Genomic DNA, 15,938 nt, shown 5'->3' with positions numbered 1-15,938 from the left:
GAAGGGCGCTTATTCGAGCGCCAGCTTCTGCTTGGCCACGACGTCCTTGTAGACACCGAACTCGGCCTTGATCTGCTCGGCGAACTGCTCGGGTGTGTTACCGATCACGATGGAGCCGGTCTCTTCAATGCGCTTTTTCACGGCCGGGTCTTCCAGGGCCTTGCGCACGGCGGCGTTGACCTTGTCCACCACGTCCTTGGGCAACCCCTTGGGCCCCAGGATGCCGTAGTAGGCCATGCGGTTCACAGGCTCCAGGCCCATCTCCTTGAACGTGGGCACGTTCGGCAGGGCAGCCACACGCTGGGGCGCAGCCACCACGATGGGCACCAGGCGGTTTTCCTTGATGAAGGGCAGTGCCGAGGGCAGGTTGTCGAAGATCATCGGCACCTGGCCGGCCACCGTGTCGTTCAGCGCCGGGCCTGCGCCGCGGTAGGGAATGTGCGTCACGAAGGTGCCCGAAAGGCTTTTGTACAGCTCCATCTGCAGGTGGCCGATGCCGCCCGTGCCCGACGACGAGTACGAGTATTTGCCGGGCGACTTCTTGAGTTCGGCCACGAAGGCCTTGTAGTCCTTGGCGGGAAAGCTCGGGTGCACCGCAATGATGTTGGGCGTGGCCGCGATGTTGATGATGGGCGTGAAGTCGGTCAGCGGGTTGTACGGCGTCTTGGGGTTGATGGCCGGGTTGGCTGCCGTGGTGGACACCGTGGCCACACCCAGGGTATAGCCATCGGGCGCCGAGCGCGCGGTTTCACTGGCACCCACGATGCCGCCGCCACCGGCCTTGTTCTCCACGATCACGCTCTGGCCCAGGGCCTTGCCCAGCGGGTCGGCGATCACGCGCGCAATGATGTCGGTGGTGCCACCGGGGGCAAAGGGCACCTGCAGCTTGATGACCTTGTTGGGGTATCCCTGGGCGGCGGCAGATCCTGCGGCAGCCACCAGCGTCAGCGCGAGCCATTGACGACGATGCATTGATTTCTCCTTCATGAGAGGGGGTAACAGACAGCGATGATGGTATGCGCAATGGCAACCATCGCGCCCTATGGATTCCACATAGGTGCTTACCCGTGGACGGTGCGGCGTCTCGGGTATTCTCGGAGTGTGAATTACGCCCAGCTCCTGCTCCCCGATTTCTCCCTCATCCTGTGCGGTTATCTGGTGTGCCGCTTCACCGCACTGAACCGCGCCGTGTGGCAGCCGGTCGAGAGCCTGGTGTACTACCTGCTGTTCCCGGTGCTGCTGTTCCAGTCCATCGTCAAGAGCCCGGTGGACGTCGGCGCAGCCTCCGGCCTGATCGCCGCCGGCATGCTCACCGGCATTGCCGGCATTGCGCTGGCCTACAGCATGCCGCACTGGCCCTGGCTGGGCAAGCGCCTGGACCTGCGCGACCATGCGGCCAGCGCGCAGATCGCGTTCCGCTTCAACTCCTTCATCGGCCTGGCGATTGCCGAGCGGCTGGCGGGCGCGCAGGGCCTGTTGATGATCGCCGTGCTGATCGGCGTGTGCGTGCCGCTGTTCAACGTGGCCGCCGTGTGGCCCATGGCACGCCAGGGCGAGCACGGCTTCGTGCGCGAGCTGGCGCGCAACCCGCTGATCGTGGCCACGCTCTCGGGCCTGGTGGCCAACCTGCTGGGTTTCCAGATCCCCGCCTGGATCGAGCCCACCGTCACGCGCATCAGTGCCGCCTCGCTGGCCCTGGGCCTGATGGCGGCGGGCGCGGGCATGCAGTTCGGGCTGCTCACGCGCGGCAAGGCACTGAGCATCTCGGTGCTGGCCATCCGCCATCTGGTGCTGCCCGTGATCGCCTTCGGCCTGGCACACCTGTTTTCGCTCAACCCGGTGCAGACCACGGTGCTGCTGGCCTTCTCGGCCCTGCCCACGGCCAGCACCTGCTACGTGCTGGCCGCGCGCATGGGCTACAACGGCCCTTACGTGGCCGGGCTGGTGACGCTGTCCACGCTGCTGGGCGTGGTGAGCCTGCCGTTTGCGCTGGGTGTCCTGCGGTGAATGCCATCCACGCCCTGGTTCGCAGACGCATGCTGGCCGCCGGCCTGCTGGCGGCCAGCATCGCACCGCTGGCCGCTTGTGGACGCAAACCAAGCCGTGGGCAGACCGTCCCGTCCGGGGCCACCGTGCTCGCGCTGGGCGATTCGCTGACCTCTGGCGTGGGCGCTTCTGCCGACACTGCCTACCCCGCCGTGCTGCAGCGCCTGACGGGGTGGAAGGTCATCAACGGCGGCATTTCGGGCGACACCTCGACCCAGGCCCTGCAGAGGCTGCCGGACCTGCTGCAAAAGCACCAGCCCGCGCTGGTGATCGTCAGCATCGGCGGCAACGACTTCCTGCGCCGCCAGAGCGCAAGCGCCACGCACGCCAATGTGCGCAAGATCTGCGAGCAGGCCCGCGCCGCCGGTGCGCAGGTATTGCTGGTGGCCGTGCCCGAATTCACGGTCATGGCCACCCTGGGCCAGTTGAGCGACCATGCGATGTACCAGGAGATCGCCAGTGAACTCAAAGTCCCCCTGCACCGCAAGGGATGGTCGGGCGTGCTGGCCGACGCCAAACTGCGCTCGGACCAGATCCACGCCAACGCGGCCGGGTACGAACTGTTCACCCAGGGGCTGGTGGACACGTTGAAGGAAACCGGCCTGCTCGCAAGGTAGCCATGAGCGTGCCTGCGCTCCAGCAGATCCTGCATCCAGGGCGGACTTGCACGCCCGCAAGAGCCCGGGCCAGCCGGTCAGTACCCGCGTGCGGTGTCTACCTGGTTGAACAGCGCAGCGCCCGCACGCAGTTGCGCAATATTGCGCGCCACCTGGCCCACGACCACGTCGTAGGTGGCCATGGTGGCCATGTGGGGCGTGACCACCACGCCGGGCGCCGACCACAGAGGGTGGTCCTGCGGCAGGGGCTCTTGCTCGAAGACATCCACCACCGCACCGCGCAGTTGTCCGCTCTCCAGCGCCGCCAGCAACTCTCCTTCCACCAGGTGCTCGCCCCGGCCGCAGTGGATGAGTGCTGCGCCGCGGGGCAGCGCGTCAAAGGTGCGGCGGCCCAGGATGCCGCGCGTCTGCTCGGTCAGCGGCAGCAGGCACACCAGCACATCGGTCTGCGCGAGGAAAGCGTCGTACTGCTCCTCGCCGCTGAACACGGTGATGCCCGGCACCTCGCGCGGTGTGCGGGCCCAGCCACTCACGGTGTAGCCCAGGGCGGGCAGGCGCGCGGCGATCAGGCCACCGAGCTCACCCAGGCCCATGAGGCCGATGCGGCAGGTGGATGCCGGCGTCTGCAGCGGGCGCTTCCATTCGCGGATGCGCTGGCTGGCCAGCGCCGCATCGAGCTTGCGGTGGAAGTACAGCACGCCCCAGAGCACGAACTGCAGCATGCCTTCGGCCAGCATGGGGTCGACCACGCGGCACACCGGCAGGCCGCGCAGGTCCTGCCCGGCCACGACGTTGTCCACGCCGGCGGCAATGCTGTGCACGAGCTTCAGGTTGGGCATTTGCGCGTAGAGGCCAGGCGGGGTCTGCCAGCAGACGGCGACTTCGGCCTGCAGGGCGCGCGGGTCGGGCCAGGTGCAGACGTCGAGCGTGGGGTCGGCAGCCTGCAGCAGGGGGCGAAGGAAATCCAGATTGGCGGTACGGCTCAGAAGGGCGACGGAGGTCATGGAGAAAAGGCAATGGGGTGCTGTGCCAGCGAGTAGTGCGCCAGCGGGGTGGTAGGGTTCGGCGGGGCACCGGTGACCCATGGGGCGATGCAGGTTTTGTGCCCGCAGACGCCCGTCGGCAGTATGCCGCGTGCAGGTGGCAACCGCAGAGCGCCCGCTCACCCCCCCTGCGCGAGCCCCCACGCCACATGCTCGCGCACCAGCGCGCTCTCATGCCCGGCCCGCGACTGCAGCGCGCAGCGCAGGCCCTCGTCGCCGGGATCGGCGCGCAGCGCGTTGCCCAGCGACACGGCCACGTTGCGCAGCCAGCGCTCATGGCCGATGCGGCGGATGGGCCCGCCCTCGGTCATGCGCAGGAAGGTGGCCTCGTCCCAGGCGAACAGGTGCACCAGCTGCTGGCCCGACAGGCCGCTGCGCTCGTCGAAATCGGGCAGGCGGCTCACCTGCGCGAACTTGTTCCAGGGGCAGGCCAGCTGGCAGTCGTCGCAGCCGTAGATGCGGTTGCCCATGGCCGCGCGGAACTCCACGGGGATGGGGCCGCTGTGCTCGATGGTCAGGTAGGAGATGCAGCGGCGCGCGTCGATGCGGTGCGGCGCGACGATGGCCTGCGTGGGGCAGATGGCGATGCAGGCGCTGCAGCTGCCGCAGTGCGCGGTGACGGGCGCGCTCTCGGGCAGGTGCATGTCCACGTAGATCTCACCCAGGAAGAACATCGAGCCCGCTTCGCGGTTGAGCACCAGCGTGTGCTTGCCGCGCCAGCCCTGGCCGCTGCGCGCAGCGAGCTCGGCCTCGAGCACCGGGGCCGAGTCGGTGAACACCCGGTGGCCGAACGGGCCCACGGCCTCGGCGATGCGGTCGCTGAGCTTTTGAAGGCGCGCGCGCAGCACCTTGTGGTAGTCGCGCCCCCGGGCATAGACCGAGACGATGGCCTCGCCAGGGCGCGCCAGGCGCGACAGCTCCGTCGCCTGCCAGTCGTCCATGGACTTGCCGCGCGGCAGATAATCCATGCGTGCCGTGATCACGCTCACGGTGCCGGGCACCAGCTCCGCCGGGCGGGCGCGGCGGGTGCCGTGGGAGGCCATGTAATGCATCTCGCCATGGAACCCTTGGGCCAGCCACTGCACCAACCCTGCTTCGGCGGCAGACAAATCCACCCCCGCCACGCCGATTTGGGAAAATCCCAGCTCGCGGGCCCACTCCTGCATTTGAGGAACGAGTTGACTGTTGCACCACATACCGGCCCGATTGTAGAAAGCCCCGCGCTCCCGGCCGCGCAGGAAAGCCCTCGCACGCAAAGCCCTCGCATCTGGCACTGGCAAGGCGAGGAAGACACCGCCGCCTTCGCGCAGGCGCTGGCCGCCCAGCAACCCTTGCTGGCCAACGCCTTCCTCACCCTGCACGGCGACCTGGGCGCGGGCAAGACCACGCTCGTGCGCCACCTGCTGCGTGCTTTGGGGGTGCAGGGTCGCATCAAGAGCCCCACCTATGCCGTGGTGGAGCCGCACGAGGCCCCGGGCCTGGCACCGCACGCCACCACGGTCTGGCACTTCGACTTCTACCGCTTCGACGACCCGCGCGAGTGGGAGGATGCCGGATTCAGGGACATTTTTGCCAACCCGGGCCTCAAGGTGGCAGAATGGCCGGAAAAGGCTGCAGCGCTGACCCCGCCTGCCGACCTTGCTATACACATTGAAGCAATTGACGACACCGAAAGGCAAGTCACCGTGCATGCACACACCGCCGCCGGCCACCGGCTGCTGCAAGGACTCTGAACGAATGAACCTGCCCGCCCGCCCGGCGCCCCGCCAACCGTCTCGCCGCACCCTGCTGCAGACGGGCAGCCTGGTGCTTTTGCTGGGCACACAGCAGATCGCGCGCGGCGCCACCATCCTGGCAGTGCGCGTCTGGCCCGCCCCCGAGTACACGCGCGTAACCATCGAATCCGATGGCAAGCTGGTGGCCAAACAGTTCTTCGTGACCACGCCGCCGCGCCTGGCGGTGGATATCGAAGGCATCGACCTGAGCCCCGAGCTGCGCGAGCTGGTGGCCAAGGTCAAGCCCGACGACCCGAACATCGCCGGAATCCGCGTGGGCCAGAACGCGCCCAACGTGGTGCGCCTGGTGGTGGACTTGAAGCAGCCCGCCATGCCCCAGGTGTTCACCCTGCCCCCGGTGGCCGCCTACCAGCACCGCCTGGTGTTCGACCTGTACCCTGCCGAGCCTGTGGACCCGCTGGAGGCCCTGATCGCCGAGCGCCTGCGCGATACCACGGGTGGCCGCGCAGCGCCCCCCGTGGCCGCTGCAGCCGTGCGCCCCCCTGCCGCCGCACCGACCCCGCCAACCGACCCGCTGGGCGACCTGATCGCCCAGCACGCCAACCGCCCTGGCCCGGCCCCTGCCCCGCCGCCCGTGGCGGCAGAGCCGCCTGCGCCCGTGGTGGCAGCCGCCCCGCCGGCCAAAGGCGGCGGCAACCGCGCCACGTCCACGCAGACCGACCGCATCATCATCGTTGCACTGGACCCCGGGCACGGTGGCGAGGACCCCGGCGCCATCGGGCCCGGCGGCACGCGCGAGAAGGACGTGGTGCTGCGCGTGGCCCACCTGCTGCGCGACCGCATCAACGCCACCACAGTGGGCGGCAATCCCATGCGCGCTTTTCTCACGCGCGATGGCGACTTCTTCGTGCCCCTGGGCACGCGCGTGGAAAAGGCCCGCCGCGTGCAGGCCGACCTGTTCGTGAGCATCCACGCCGATGCCTTCACCACGCCCGCGGCACGCGGTGCCAGCGTGTTCGCGCTGAGCCAGAGCGGCGCATCGAGCACGGCCGCGCGCTGGCTGGCGAACAAGGAGAACCAGGCTGACCTGGTGGGCGGCCTGAACGTGCAGAGCCAGGACCGCCACGTGCAGCGCATGCTGCTGGACATGAGCACCACGGCGCAGATCAACGACAGCCTGAAACTCGGAAGCGTGCTGCTGGGCGAAATCGGCAACATGGCCAAGTTGCACAAGCCGCGCGTGGAACAGGCCGGCTTTGCCGTGCTCAAGGCGCCCGACATCCCCAGCGTGCTGGTGGAGACCGCCTTCATCAGCAACCCCGAGGAAGAGGCCAAGCTGCGCAGCAGCGCCTACCAGGTGCAGCTGGCCGACGCACTGATGCGCGGCATCACCCGCTACTTTGCCAAGAACCCGCCGCTGGCGCGCAGCCGCTCGGTGTAGTCCATTGCCCTCTTCGCCCGTGCATGGCTTGCCTCATGCAGCCTTAGCAGGCACAGTGGGAGCCACAGCCCCCACGACAACGGTGAAGGAGAAGACATGGCACTGCCCCACGCACAGTCCGGAGAAGTGGCCAGCGTGCGCCCCCTGGGGGCGCAACTGTCCAGCGCCACCACCTCGGCCATCCTCAAGGCCGGCCAACTGGAGGTGATGCGCGTGGTGCTGCCCGCAGGCAAGGCCATGCGCGAGCACCAGACCCAGGGCGAGGCCACCGTGCAGTGCCTGGAAGGCGCTGTGGAGTTCCACGCCGGCGATTCGGTGCAACTGCTGCAGCCCGGCGACTTCGTTCATCTGGCGCCCCGCTCACCGCACGCGCTCAAGGCGGTCAAGGACTCCTCGGTGCTGCTGACGATCTGCCTGCTGCCAGGATGACCATCAAGGTCACGCCAGGCGGAAAACGCTCACGATCTCGGCTAGGCGCGCGGCCTGGTGCTTGAGGCTGTCGGCTGCCGCTGCGCTCTGCTCTACCAGCGCCGCGTTCTGCTGGGTCACCTGATCGAGCTGGGTCACGGCCTCGCCGACCTGGCCGATGCCGATGGTCTGCTCGCCCGTGGCGCTGGAGATCTCGGCGATCAGGTCGCTCACACGCTGCACCTGGGCCACGATGTCTTGCATGCTGGCGCCGGCATCGGCCACTAGACGGGTGCCATTGTCCACGCGCTCTGCACTGGCGCCGATCAGGCCCTTGATCTCCTTGGCAGCCTCGGCGCTGCGTCCGGCCAGGCTGCGCACTTCACTGGCAACCACCGCGAACCCACGCCCCTGCTCGCCAGCCCTTGCCGCTTCAACGGCCGCATTGAGCGCCAGTATGTTGGTCTGGAAGGCGATGCCGTCGATGACGCTGATGATGTCGGTGATCTTCTTGGAGGCCACCGAAATGTCCTGCATGGTGGCCACCACCTGGCCCACCACCTCGCCGCCCTTGACCGCCGCCTGCGATGCGGTGCCGGCCAGCGTGGCCGCCTTGCGCGCCGTGTCGGCATTGTTCTTCACGGTGCTGGTGATTTCTTCCATCGAGGCAGCGGTCTCTTCCAGGTTGCTGGCCTGTTCCTCGGTGCGCTGGCTCAGGTCGGCGTTGCCCATGGCGATCTCGCTGGAGCCGGTGGCAATGGAGTCGCTGCTCTGGCGCACGGCACCCACGATGCGCACCAGCGAGGTCTGCATGTGCTGCATGGCCTGCGTCATCTCGGCCACCTCCCCGCGCCCCTGCACGGCGATGTGCTGCGACAGGTCCCCCTCACCGATGTTGCGCGCCACTACAGCCACCCCTTGCAGCGAAGCGCGGATGCGCTGCACCACCACCCAGGACAGCAGCATCAGCAGTGCCAGGCCCGCCACGCCAGCCACCAGCACCGTGGTGCGGTAGGAGCGGATAAGGTCCGAAGCCTCGGCGGCCTGGGCGGCCGAGCGCTGGACCTGGTAGGCCACCATCTTGTCGGCCACCGCGTTGTACTGGTTGACCACCGGGACAAAGGTCGACAGGGCGAACGACTTGGCAGCCGCCATGTCGCCCCCCTTCTTGATCGCCAGGGCCTTGTCGCGCGTTTCCAGGTAAGGCTTGCGCACCGCAGCCAATTCCTCCTGGATGCGCAGGCCCTCGGGGCTGGTCTCCAGCTCGGTATAGCGCTTTTGCACCTGCGAGGTGTCGGCCGTGGTGGCTGCGATCGGGTCCTTGAAGAAATTCTGCAGGTCGTCGCCATCGGATTGCACGACCGAGAACACGCGCGTGGAATTGACCGCAATGTTGCTGCGCCAGCGCAGCGCCAGTTGCAGGCGCTCCACCTGCTCACTGGCCAGGTGGTCCACCGTGGCACCCAGGTGCTGCACGCGCACCAGGCTGAGCGCCAGCACGACGACGAGCACAGCCGCCGCCAGGGCCACGACCAGGCTGATCTGCTGGGCCACCGTGAGTTGGCCTCCCCAGGTGCTGTTGCTGCGGGGCAATGGAAGTGCGGGGTTGTCCATGACGTGTCTCCTTGCTTGTTATGGCCGCGTTGGCAGCGGCAACGTGTTCTGCTGGAATGAACGCTGCATGATCCCTCTCCGGGCATCGATTGGCAATCGAAACGAGTTTCGCGTGCCCCTCGTGCAACGCTTATGGGGACACGATACCCGGACAGGGTCCTACAGCCGCTGCCCTCGGGTACCTACACCGCAGAAACGCCTGGCGCGTGACAGTAGAGGCACAGGTCGAACACCGAAAGCCCAGGGGCTTTTGAACTTCAAGGCCTGACTCCACCCACCGCAAAGGAATCCGCCATGACCACCACCCTTCGAACCCTTCTTGTCGCCGCTTCCGCCACTGCCGCGCTGGCAATGGGCGGTTGCGCCTCCAACCCCTCCAACGCACAGGTCGGCACCGGTGTCGGTGCCGTAGTCGGCGGTGTTGCCGGCAACGCCATCTTCGGTGGCCCAGTAGGAACCATCGGCGGTGCCGCTGCCGGGGCCCTGGTGGGCCACGAAATCGGCGAAGACCGCGACCAACGCAACTACCATCGCCGTTAAACCCAGTTCAGGGGGGGCTCTGCCCCCTACCATGCACAAAGCGCCGCCATCTCGCGATGGGCGGCGCTTTGCGCATGGGTGCATGGGATCAGGCTATGGCCTTGGCCTTGCGCCCGGCCCGCCAGGCGCCAAAGATCGCGATCAGCCCGGGGATGAAGATCATGGCCCAGATGATCTTGTCCAGGTTCTCCTTGACCCAGGCGAAGTTGCCGAAAAAGTAGCCTGCCGTGGCGATGCCCAGCACCCACAGCAGCGCGCCACCCACATTGAACGCCGTGAACTTGCTGCGCGACATCTCGGCCACGCCGGCCACGAAGGGCGCAAAGGTGCGGATGAAGGGCATGAAGCGCGCGATCACGATGGTGACGCCGCCGTAGCGCTCGTAGAACTCATGGGCCTGGTTGAACGCCCGGCGGTTGAACCAGCGCGAGTCCTCCCACTGGAAGACCTTGGGCCCGAAATAGCGGCCGATGGAGTAGTTGCACTGGTCCCCGAGGATGGCGGCCACGATCAGCACCGCGCAGGCCAGTGGAAAGTTCATGAGCCCCGCACCGCACAGCGCGCCCACGATGAACAGCAGCGAGTCGCCGGGCAGGAAGGGCATGACCACGACACCCGTCTCGACGAAGACGATGATGAACAGCAGGGCATAGACCCAGGGTCCGTAGTTCTGCACGAACATCTCGAGGTACTTGTCCACGTGCAGGATGAAGTCGATCAGGAAGGTGATGAGTTCCATGGGGTCCGAGGCTGTTGAGGGCAGCGCGCATTATCCCCACCGGCATCCAGCCCCTGCCGGCAAGTCCCCACGGCAACCGGACCTAAAATCCGCACGGTGACTTCCAACGCCCTCCCCTCCCCCGCAGCCGAACCCTCCGCCCGTCGTCCCATCCGCGACCTGCCCGATGAGCTGATCAGCCAGATCGCGGCCGGCGAGGTGGTCGAGCGCCCCGCCTCAGTGGTGCGCGAGCTGGTGGACAACGCGCTGGACGCTGGCGCCACCCAGGTCACCGTGCGCCTGTCTGCCGGCGGCGTGCGCCTGATCACCGTGGAAGACGACGGCGGCGGCATTCCGCAGGACGAGCTGCCCGTGGCACTGCGCCGGCATGCAACGAGCAAGATCACCAACCTCACGGACCTGGAAACCGTGGCCACCATGGGCTTTCGCGGCGAGGCCCTGGCCGCCGTGGCCTCGGTGTCCGAGATGTCGCTGCTGTCGCGACCGGCCAGCCAGGCCACGGCCTTTCTGCTCGATGCGCGCAGCGGCGAACTGCGCCCTGCGGCGCGTGCCACGGGCACCACGGTGGAAGTCAAGGAACTGTTCTTTTCCACCCCCGCGCGGCGCAAGTTTCTCAAGACCGACTCCACGGAGCTCGCGCACTGCATCGAATCCGTGCGCCGCCATGCGCTGGCCCGGCCCGACGTGGGCTTTGCCATCTGGCACGAGGGCAAGCTGGTCGAGCAGTGGCGCGCCACCTTCGTGCCCGGCCAGGGCAGCGATGCGCAGGATGCGCTGGCCCGGCGCCTGTCCGACGTGCTGGGCGAGGACTTCGTGACCCAATCGGTGGCCGTGCATCACCGCTCGGGTGCCGTCACCGTGACCGGCCGCGCCGGCCTGCCCGATGCGGCACGCTCTCGCGCCGACCACCAGTACTGCTATGTAAACGGCCGCTTCGTGCGCGACAAGGTGCTCACGCACGCGGCGCGCAGTGCGTATGAAGACGTGCTGCACGGCCACAAGCAGCCGGTGTACGCGCTGTACGTGGAGATCGACCCGGCCCGCGTGGACGTGAACGTGCACCCCACCAAGATCGAGGTGCGCTTTCGGGACAGCCGCGAGGTGCACCAGGCCGTTCGCCACGCCGTGGAGAATGCCCTGGCCGCGCCCCGCGCTGCCGCATTGGCTGCAGCCGCCCTGGCCGCAGAAACGGCCCCTGCGGCCACCGAACAAGCCCCCTTCACCCTGGCCAGGACGCAGCTGCCTGACTGGCGCGCCCAGTCGGCCATGCGTTTCGAGGAACCCGGGGGCCACCGCGTGACGGACCTGCAGGCGCTGTGGGGCACGCCGCCAAACGCCACACCGGCACCGTTCGCCGGTGTCGACAGCCCTGCGGCGCAGGCCGATGCCGCAGTCGCCGAGCGCGCTGTGTTCAGCCCCGCCAACCTGGCGGCGACAACGCCTTCCGCCCCGCTGCCCCAGCGCACCGCAGGCGACGCCCCCCTGCCCGTGGGCCGCGATGGCCAGGAATCCGCCTGGCCCCTGGGCCGGGCCGTGGCGCAGTTGCATGGCGTCTACATCCTGGCCGAGAACGCGCAGGGCATGGTCATTGTGGACATGCACGCCGCCCACGAGCGCATCGTCTACGAGCGCCTGAAATCCCAGGTGGACAGCGGCGCGCGCATTGCCAGCCAGCCCCTCTTGATCCCCGCCACCTTCGCCGCCACGCCCGAAGAGGTGGCCACGGCAGAGGCCTCGGTGGACGTGCTGGCGATGCTGGGCCTGGAGGTAGTGCCCTTCTCGCCCAAGACCCTGGCCGTGCGCGCCGTGCCCACCACTTTGGCCCAGGGCGATGCGGTGGAGCTGGCGCGCAGCGTGCTGGCCGAGCTGGCCGCGCACGACGCCACCACCGTGGTTCAACGCGCGCGCAACGAGATTCTGGGCACCATGGCCTGCCATGGTGCCGTACGCGCCAACCGACGGCTCACCATCGACGAGATGAACGCCCTGCTGCGCCAGATGGAAACCACTGACCGATCCGACCAGTGCAACCATGGCCGCCCCACTTGGCGCCAGCTGTCCATGCGCGAGCTGGACGGGTTGTTCCTGCGCGGGCGGTAGCCTCGTAACGTGTCCCCGAACGCAGGCCTTGCGCCTGCATAGCCAACGGAGCAGGCCCGACCGGCGCGCTCCGCAGCCAACCCCACGACCACCATGCGCAGCCACCAACCACCCCCAGGCATTCACCGACTCCCCCGCCGAGCCCGCTGGTGGGGCACCGCCGCCGCCCTGGCCATGGTGCTGCCCGCAGAGGCCGGGCGACCGCTGAGCGTGGATGATGCGGGCGTCGCAGAACAGGGAGCAGGCCAGCTGGAAGCATGGTGGGAAGGCTCCCGTGGCACCAGGGGCAGCGCCTACCTCGCCCCGGCCTATTCGCCCCTGGCGGGGGTGGAACTGGGTAGTCTGCTGGCACGCGACTACGTGGGCCACACCACCCTGCAGGGCCTGCAGGCCAAATGGCTGTGGAGCCCGTCGCAGGAGCTGGGTTGCAACGCCGCCAGCAGTGTCGGGCTACTGCACGCACGCCACGCCGCCGGCAGCACCCTGGCACTGAACCTGATCGGAACCTGCGCCACCACCTGGGGGGCCCTGCACGCCAACCTGGGCGCACTGCGCATGCCACAGCGTCACTGGACTCCCGCCTGGGGCTTCGCCGTGGAGCACCCACTCGGCCCCGTCACCGTGCATGCCGAAGCCTTCGGCCAGCGCGGCAGCGCCCCCACCTTCCAGGCAGGCGCCCGCTGGGAATGGACGCCGCAGTGGCAAATCGACGGCAGCATGGGCCGACAGCAGGGGCGCACGCTGCTAAGCGTGGGTTTGCGGCGCGGTTTCTGACAGAGGCGCCCCCGCACCAAGAAAAAAGCCCGCACGTGGCGGGCTTTCCTGGCTCAGAGCCAACGCAACACAGCTCAGTTGTCGCGAGCTGCTTTCGCCTGGTCGGGGAAGTCGCTGAACAGGCCGTCCACACCCAGGTTGAAGAACAGCTTGTACTCGGCCTTGGGGTCGCCCTTGAAGTCCGAGGCGAGCTGCTTGGGCTCGCTGCGGAAGGTGTAGGGGTGCACGAACAGGCCCTCGGCGTGGGCGTTCTTCACCACATCTGTCGGGGGCATCATCACGCGGTCGCGGTTGTCGATGATGCCGTCGCCGTTCAGGTCGTCGGCCTTGCCGTCGTTGTTGGCATCCACCTGCTTCGAAGGAATCAGGTACGGTTTCCAGGGGCCGATGCCGTCGGCGTAGGTCTTCACTTCCTTCAGGCCGGCCGGGGTCAGCAGGCTGGCGAAGGTGCGGGCATCGCCGGCCACGGCGAAGTCGTACGGCTTGTCGTAAGGGGCCACCAGCGACATGCTGCCGTCGGCCTTCACGTCGTCCGCGTCGACCAGTTGCACCAGGCGCACCTGGGTCTTGCTGCGCAGGTACTTGAGGTTGGACACCTCGAACGACTGGATGATCACCGGCGAGTTCTTGGCCGTGTAGCCGTTCTTGGCCAGGATGGACAGCAGGCGGTCTTCGAGCGCCAGGTTCAGGCCCACATGGTAGGTGGGGTGCTTGGTTTCGGGGTAAATGCCCACCGTGCGGCCAGCCTTGGCACCTTCGGTCTTTGCCAGTTCCACCACTTCTTCGAACGTCGGAATCTGGAATTTGCCGTTGTTGGACTGGTCGCGGTCGGCCATGGGCTGCACGGCGCGCAGCGTCTTGATCTCGGCCAGGGTGAAGTCGCTGGCAAACCAGCCTTCCTCCTTCAGGCCGTCCACGGTCTTCTGGGTCTTGCGGCTGGCGAACTCTGCGCGCTGCGAAACGTCGGTGGTGGCCGTGATGTTGGGCTCATGGCGCGCGATGAGCACACCATCCTTGGTGGCCACGAGATCGGGCTCGACGAAGTCTGCGCCCAGTTCGATGGCGCGGCGGTAGCTCTCCAGCGTGTGCTCGGGCAGGTAGCCGCTGGCGCCGCGGTGGCCCACGACCAGGGGGGTGGCGCCATTGAGCGTGGGGTACTTGGAATCGTTGTCGCCACCGCAGGCCGTGAGTGCCACGGCGGCCAAAAGGGCCAATGAACCGGCTTTCGCACCAGTAATTTGCATCGTCTTCTCCTCGTTTTGTGGATTGGAATCGCCGAACTGTGGGGCCGGCTTGTGACAAGACCGTGACGCCCCATTACAGGGCATTTCAGCCATCAAAGCCAGGGATTGCGCACCACATTGAAGCAATACAGCCGTCATAATCCCCACAATTGTGCATTTGCACGCATGAGTTCATGACTTTTTAACATAACCCGCAGGTCTGGCCATTTCCGCCGGGCCTTTTCCTCCTCCCTGAAGAAAGCCTTTCTCTGATATGAAGTACGAGTCCGCTGGCAGTTTCCTTGCGCAAGTGGCGCAGCGCAACCCCCATCAACCCGAGTTTTTGCAAGCTGTCACAGAAGTCATGGAGAGCCTGTGGCCCTTCATCGCGCAGCATCCGCGCTATGCCGAGCACGGCCTGCTGGAGCGCTTGGTGGAGCCCGAGCGCGTAGTGATGTTCCGCGTCTCCTGGGTGGACGACCATGGCACGGTGCAGGTGAACCGCGGTTACCGCATCCAGCACAGCATGGCGATAGGCCCGTACAAGGGGGGTTTGCGCTTTCACCCCTCGGTGAACCTGTCGGTGCTCAAGTTCCTGGCGTTCGAGCAGACCTTCAAGAACGCCCTGACCACCCTGCCCATGGGCGGCGGCAAGGGCGGATCGGACTTCGATCCCAAGGGCAAGAGCCCCGGGGAGGTGATGCGCTTTTGCCAGGCCTTCGTTTCGGAACTGTTCCGCCACGTGGGCGCGGACACCGACGTGCCGGCTGGCGACATCGGCGTGGGCGGGCGCGAGGTGGGCTTCATGGCCGGCATGATGAAGAAGCTCAGCAACCGGGCCGACTGCGTGTTCACGGGCAAGGGCCTGTCGTTTGGCGGCTCGCTGGTGCGCCCCGAAGCCACGGGTTACGGCACGGTGTACTTCGCGGCCGAGATGCTCAAGCAAAAGGGCCGCAGCTTTGACGGCCTGCGCGTGTCGGTCTCCGGCTCGGGCAACGTGGCGCAGTACGCGGTGGAAAAGGCGCTGGAGCTGGGCGCCAAGGTGGTCACGGTGTCCGACTCCAGCGGCACCATCGTCGACGAGGAAGGCTTCACCACGGAGAAGCTCGCCATTCTGATGGACGTGAAGAACCACCACTATGGGCGCGTGGCCGACTACGCGGCCCGCACCGGCGCGAAGTTCGAGGCTGGCATGCGCCCCTGGCACGTGCCGGTGGACGTGGCCCTGCCCTGCGCCACGCAGAACGAGCTGGACGCCAGCGACGCGGCCGTGCTGATCAAGAACGGCGTCATCTGCGTGGCCGAAGGCGCCAACATGCCCTCGACCATCGAGGCCGCCAAGGCCTTCGAAGCGGCGGGCGTGCTGTACGCACCCGGCAAGGCCAGCAACGCGGGTGGCGTGGCAACTTCCGGGCTGGAGATGAGCCAGAACGCGGCCCGCCTGTCCTGGCCGCGCGAGGAAGTGGACGCGCGCCTGCTGCAGATCATGCAGGGCATCCATGCCGCCTGCCTGCGCTACGGCAAGCGCGCCGACGGCAGCGTGAGCTATGTGGACGGGGCCAATGTGGCAGGCTTCGTGAAGGTGGCCGACGCGATGCTGGCGCAGGGCGTGGTGTAACCATCAACGGCATCCAAAATTCCGCCAAAAGCGGGAAAT

General features: G+C 67.5%; 15 protein-coding genes. 9 read left to right on the top strand and 6 right to left on the bottom strand.

The window, feature by feature from the left end; translation table 11 throughout:
• Window positions 1–9: 9 nt before the first annotated feature.
• The gene (locus QYL93_RS22505) at window positions 10–972 is read right to left on the bottom strand and encodes a tripartite tricarboxylate transporter substrate binding protein BugE (RefSeq protein ID WP_305745752.1); all 963 of its coding nucleotides are present in this window, start codon (window positions 970–972) and stop codon (window positions 10–12) included.
• 129 nt (window positions 973–1,101) lie between these two features.
• On the opposite strand from QYL93_RS22505, the gene QYL93_RS22500 reads away from it, so the two are divergent.
• Entirely contained in the window at window positions 1,102–2,007 is a 906-nt protein-coding gene (locus tag QYL93_RS22500; protein ID WP_305745751.1) for an AEC family transporter, read from the top strand.
• 29 nt (window positions 2,008–2,036) lie between these two features.
• A complete protein-coding gene (locus tag QYL93_RS22495) occupies window positions 2,037–2,663 on the top strand; it encodes a GDSL-type esterase/lipase family protein (protein WP_305745750.1) in 627 nt (208 codons plus the stop codon).
• Window positions 2,664–2,740: 77 nt separating this feature from the next.
• Here QYL93_RS22495 and QYL93_RS22490 read toward each other — a convergent pair whose 3' ends face one another.
• A complete protein-coding gene (locus QYL93_RS22490; RefSeq protein WP_305745749.1) occupies window positions 2,741–3,667 on the bottom strand; it encodes a glyoxylate/hydroxypyruvate reductase A in 927 nt (308 codons plus the stop codon).
• A 158-nt stretch (window positions 3,668–3,825) separates the two neighbouring features.
• Window positions 3,826–4,872 (bottom strand): tRNA epoxyqueuosine(34) reductase QueG, encoded by a 1,047-nt coding sequence (gene queG / locus QYL93_RS22485; protein ID WP_305745748.1) that lies wholly within the window; start codon window positions 4,870–4,872, stop codon window positions 3,826–3,828.
• Between the two features lie 12 nt (window positions 4,873–4,884).
• Here queG and tsaE point away from each other — a divergent pair, with 12 nt between their 5' ends.
• The 3 genes from tsaE to QYL93_RS22470 all read left to right on the top strand — a co-directional run bounded on the left by tsaE (window position 4,885) and on the right by QYL93_RS22470 (window position 7,312).
• Entirely contained in the window at window positions 4,885–5,439 is a 555-nt protein-coding gene (gene tsaE / locus QYL93_RS22480; RefSeq protein WP_305745747.1) for a tRNA (adenosine(37)-N6)-threonylcarbamoyltransferase complex ATPase subunit type 1 TsaE, read from the top strand.
• Window positions 5,440–5,443: 4 nt separating this feature from the next.
• A complete protein-coding gene (locus QYL93_RS22475; RefSeq protein ID WP_305745746.1) occupies window positions 5,444–6,883 on the top strand; it encodes an N-acetylmuramoyl-L-alanine amidase in 1,440 nt (479 codons plus the stop codon).
• A 96-nt stretch (window positions 6,884–6,979) separates the two neighbouring features.
• Window positions 6,980–7,312 (top strand): cupin domain-containing protein, encoded by a 333-nt coding sequence (locus tag QYL93_RS22470; RefSeq protein WP_305745745.1) that lies wholly within the window; start codon window positions 6,980–6,982, stop codon window positions 7,310–7,312.
• Between the two features lie 9 nt (window positions 7,313–7,321).
• Here QYL93_RS22470 and QYL93_RS22465 read toward each other — a convergent pair whose 3' ends face one another.
• Complete coding sequence (locus QYL93_RS22465) at window positions 7,322–8,905, bottom strand: methyl-accepting chemotaxis protein (RefSeq protein ID WP_305745744.1); 1,584 nt, start codon at window positions 8,903–8,905, stop codon at window positions 7,322–7,324.
• A 294-nt stretch (window positions 8,906–9,199) separates the two neighbouring features.
• On the opposite strand from QYL93_RS22465, the gene QYL93_RS22460 reads away from it, so the two are divergent.
• The gene (locus QYL93_RS22460) at window positions 9,200–9,445 is read left to right on the top strand and encodes a glycine zipper 2TM domain-containing protein (RefSeq protein ID WP_305745743.1); all 246 of its coding nucleotides are present in this window, start codon (window positions 9,200–9,202) and stop codon (window positions 9,443–9,445) included.
• 88 nt (window positions 9,446–9,533) lie between these two features.
• Here the strand turns inward: QYL93_RS22460 and QYL93_RS22455 are convergent, their stop codons facing one another.
• Complete coding sequence (locus tag QYL93_RS22455) at window positions 9,534–10,184, bottom strand: DedA family protein (RefSeq protein WP_305745742.1); 651 nt, start codon at window positions 10,182–10,184, stop codon at window positions 9,534–9,536.
• Between the two features lie 96 nt (window positions 10,185–10,280).
• On the opposite strand from QYL93_RS22455, the gene mutL reads away from it, so the two are divergent.
• Window positions 10,281–12,284, top strand: a complete 2,004-nt coding sequence (mutL, locus tag QYL93_RS22450) for a DNA mismatch repair endonuclease MutL (RefSeq protein WP_305745741.1) — start codon at window positions 10,281–10,283, stop codon at window positions 12,282–12,284.
• Between the two features lie 93 nt (window positions 12,285–12,377).
• Window positions 12,378–13,058: a hypothetical protein gene (locus QYL93_RS22445; protein WP_305745740.1), complete on the top strand. Its 681-nt coding sequence runs from the start codon at window positions 12,378–12,380 to the stop codon at window positions 13,056–13,058.
• Between the two features lie 74 nt (window positions 13,059–13,132).
• Here QYL93_RS22445 and QYL93_RS22440 read toward each other — a convergent pair whose 3' ends face one another.
• Window positions 13,133–14,302: a glycerophosphodiester phosphodiesterase gene (locus QYL93_RS22440; RefSeq protein WP_305745739.1), complete on the bottom strand. Its 1,170-nt coding sequence runs from the start codon at window positions 14,300–14,302 to the stop codon at window positions 13,133–13,135.
• Between the two features lie 253 nt (window positions 14,303–14,555).
• On the opposite strand from QYL93_RS22440, the gene gdhA reads away from it, so the two are divergent.
• Window positions 14,556–15,899, top strand: coding sequence for an NADP-specific glutamate dehydrogenase (gene gdhA / locus QYL93_RS22435; RefSeq protein WP_305745738.1), 1,344 nt, complete (start codon window positions 14,556–14,558; stop codon window positions 15,897–15,899).
• Window positions 15,900–15,938 lie beyond the last annotated feature (39 nt).

This window comes from Acidovorax sp. A1169 (assembly GCF_030704685.1).
Lineage (GTDB): Bacteria > Pseudomonadota > Gammaproteobacteria > Burkholderiales > Burkholderiaceae_C > Acidovorax.
This window is presented reverse-complemented; position numbering and strand designations above follow the sequence as displayed.

What these genes read in the sequence shown, in the direction of transcription:
- QYL93_RS22505 (WP_305745752.1), bottom strand. Translation starts at nt 972, where the DNA reads ATGCATCGTCGTCAATGGCTCGCGCTGACGCTGGTGGCTGCCGCAGGA.
- QYL93_RS22495 (WP_305745750.1), top strand. Translation starts at nt 2,037, where the DNA reads ATGCTGGCCGCCGGCCTGCTGGCGGCCAGCATCGCACCGCTGGCCGCT.
- QYL93_RS22490 (WP_305745749.1), bottom strand. Translation starts at nt 3,667, where the DNA reads ATGACCTCCGTCGCCCTTCTGAGCCGTACCGCCAATCTGGATTTCCTT.
- queG (WP_305745748.1), bottom strand. Translation starts at nt 4,872, where the DNA reads ATGCAGGAGTGGGCCCGCGAGCTGGGATTTTCCCAAATCGGCGTGGCG.
- QYL93_RS22475 (WP_305745746.1), top strand. Translation starts at nt 5,444, where the DNA reads ATGAACCTGCCCGCCCGCCCGGCGCCCCGCCAACCGTCTCGCCGCACC.
- QYL93_RS22470 (WP_305745745.1), top strand. Translation starts at nt 6,980, where the DNA reads ATGGCACTGCCCCACGCACAGTCCGGAGAAGTGGCCAGCGTGCGCCCC.
- QYL93_RS22465 (WP_305745744.1), bottom strand. Translation starts at nt 8,905, where the DNA reads ATGGACAACCCCGCACTTCCATTGCCCCGCAGCAACAGCACCTGGGGA.
- QYL93_RS22460 (WP_305745743.1), top strand. Translation starts at nt 9,200, where the DNA reads ATGACCACCACCCTTCGAACCCTTCTTGTCGCCGCTTCCGCCACTGCC.
- QYL93_RS22455 (WP_305745742.1), bottom strand. Translation starts at nt 10,184, where the DNA reads ATGGAACTCATCACCTTCCTGATCGACTTCATCCTGCACGTGGACAAG.
- QYL93_RS22445 (WP_305745740.1), top strand. Translation starts at nt 12,378, where the DNA reads ATGCGCAGCCACCAACCACCCCCAGGCATTCACCGACTCCCCCGCCGA.
- QYL93_RS22440 (WP_305745739.1), bottom strand. Translation starts at nt 14,302, where the DNA reads ATGCAAATTACTGGTGCGAAAGCCGGTTCATTGGCCCTTTTGGCCGCC.
- gdhA (WP_305745738.1), top strand. Translation starts at nt 14,556, where the DNA reads ATGAAGTACGAGTCCGCTGGCAGTTTCCTTGCGCAAGTGGCGCAGCGC.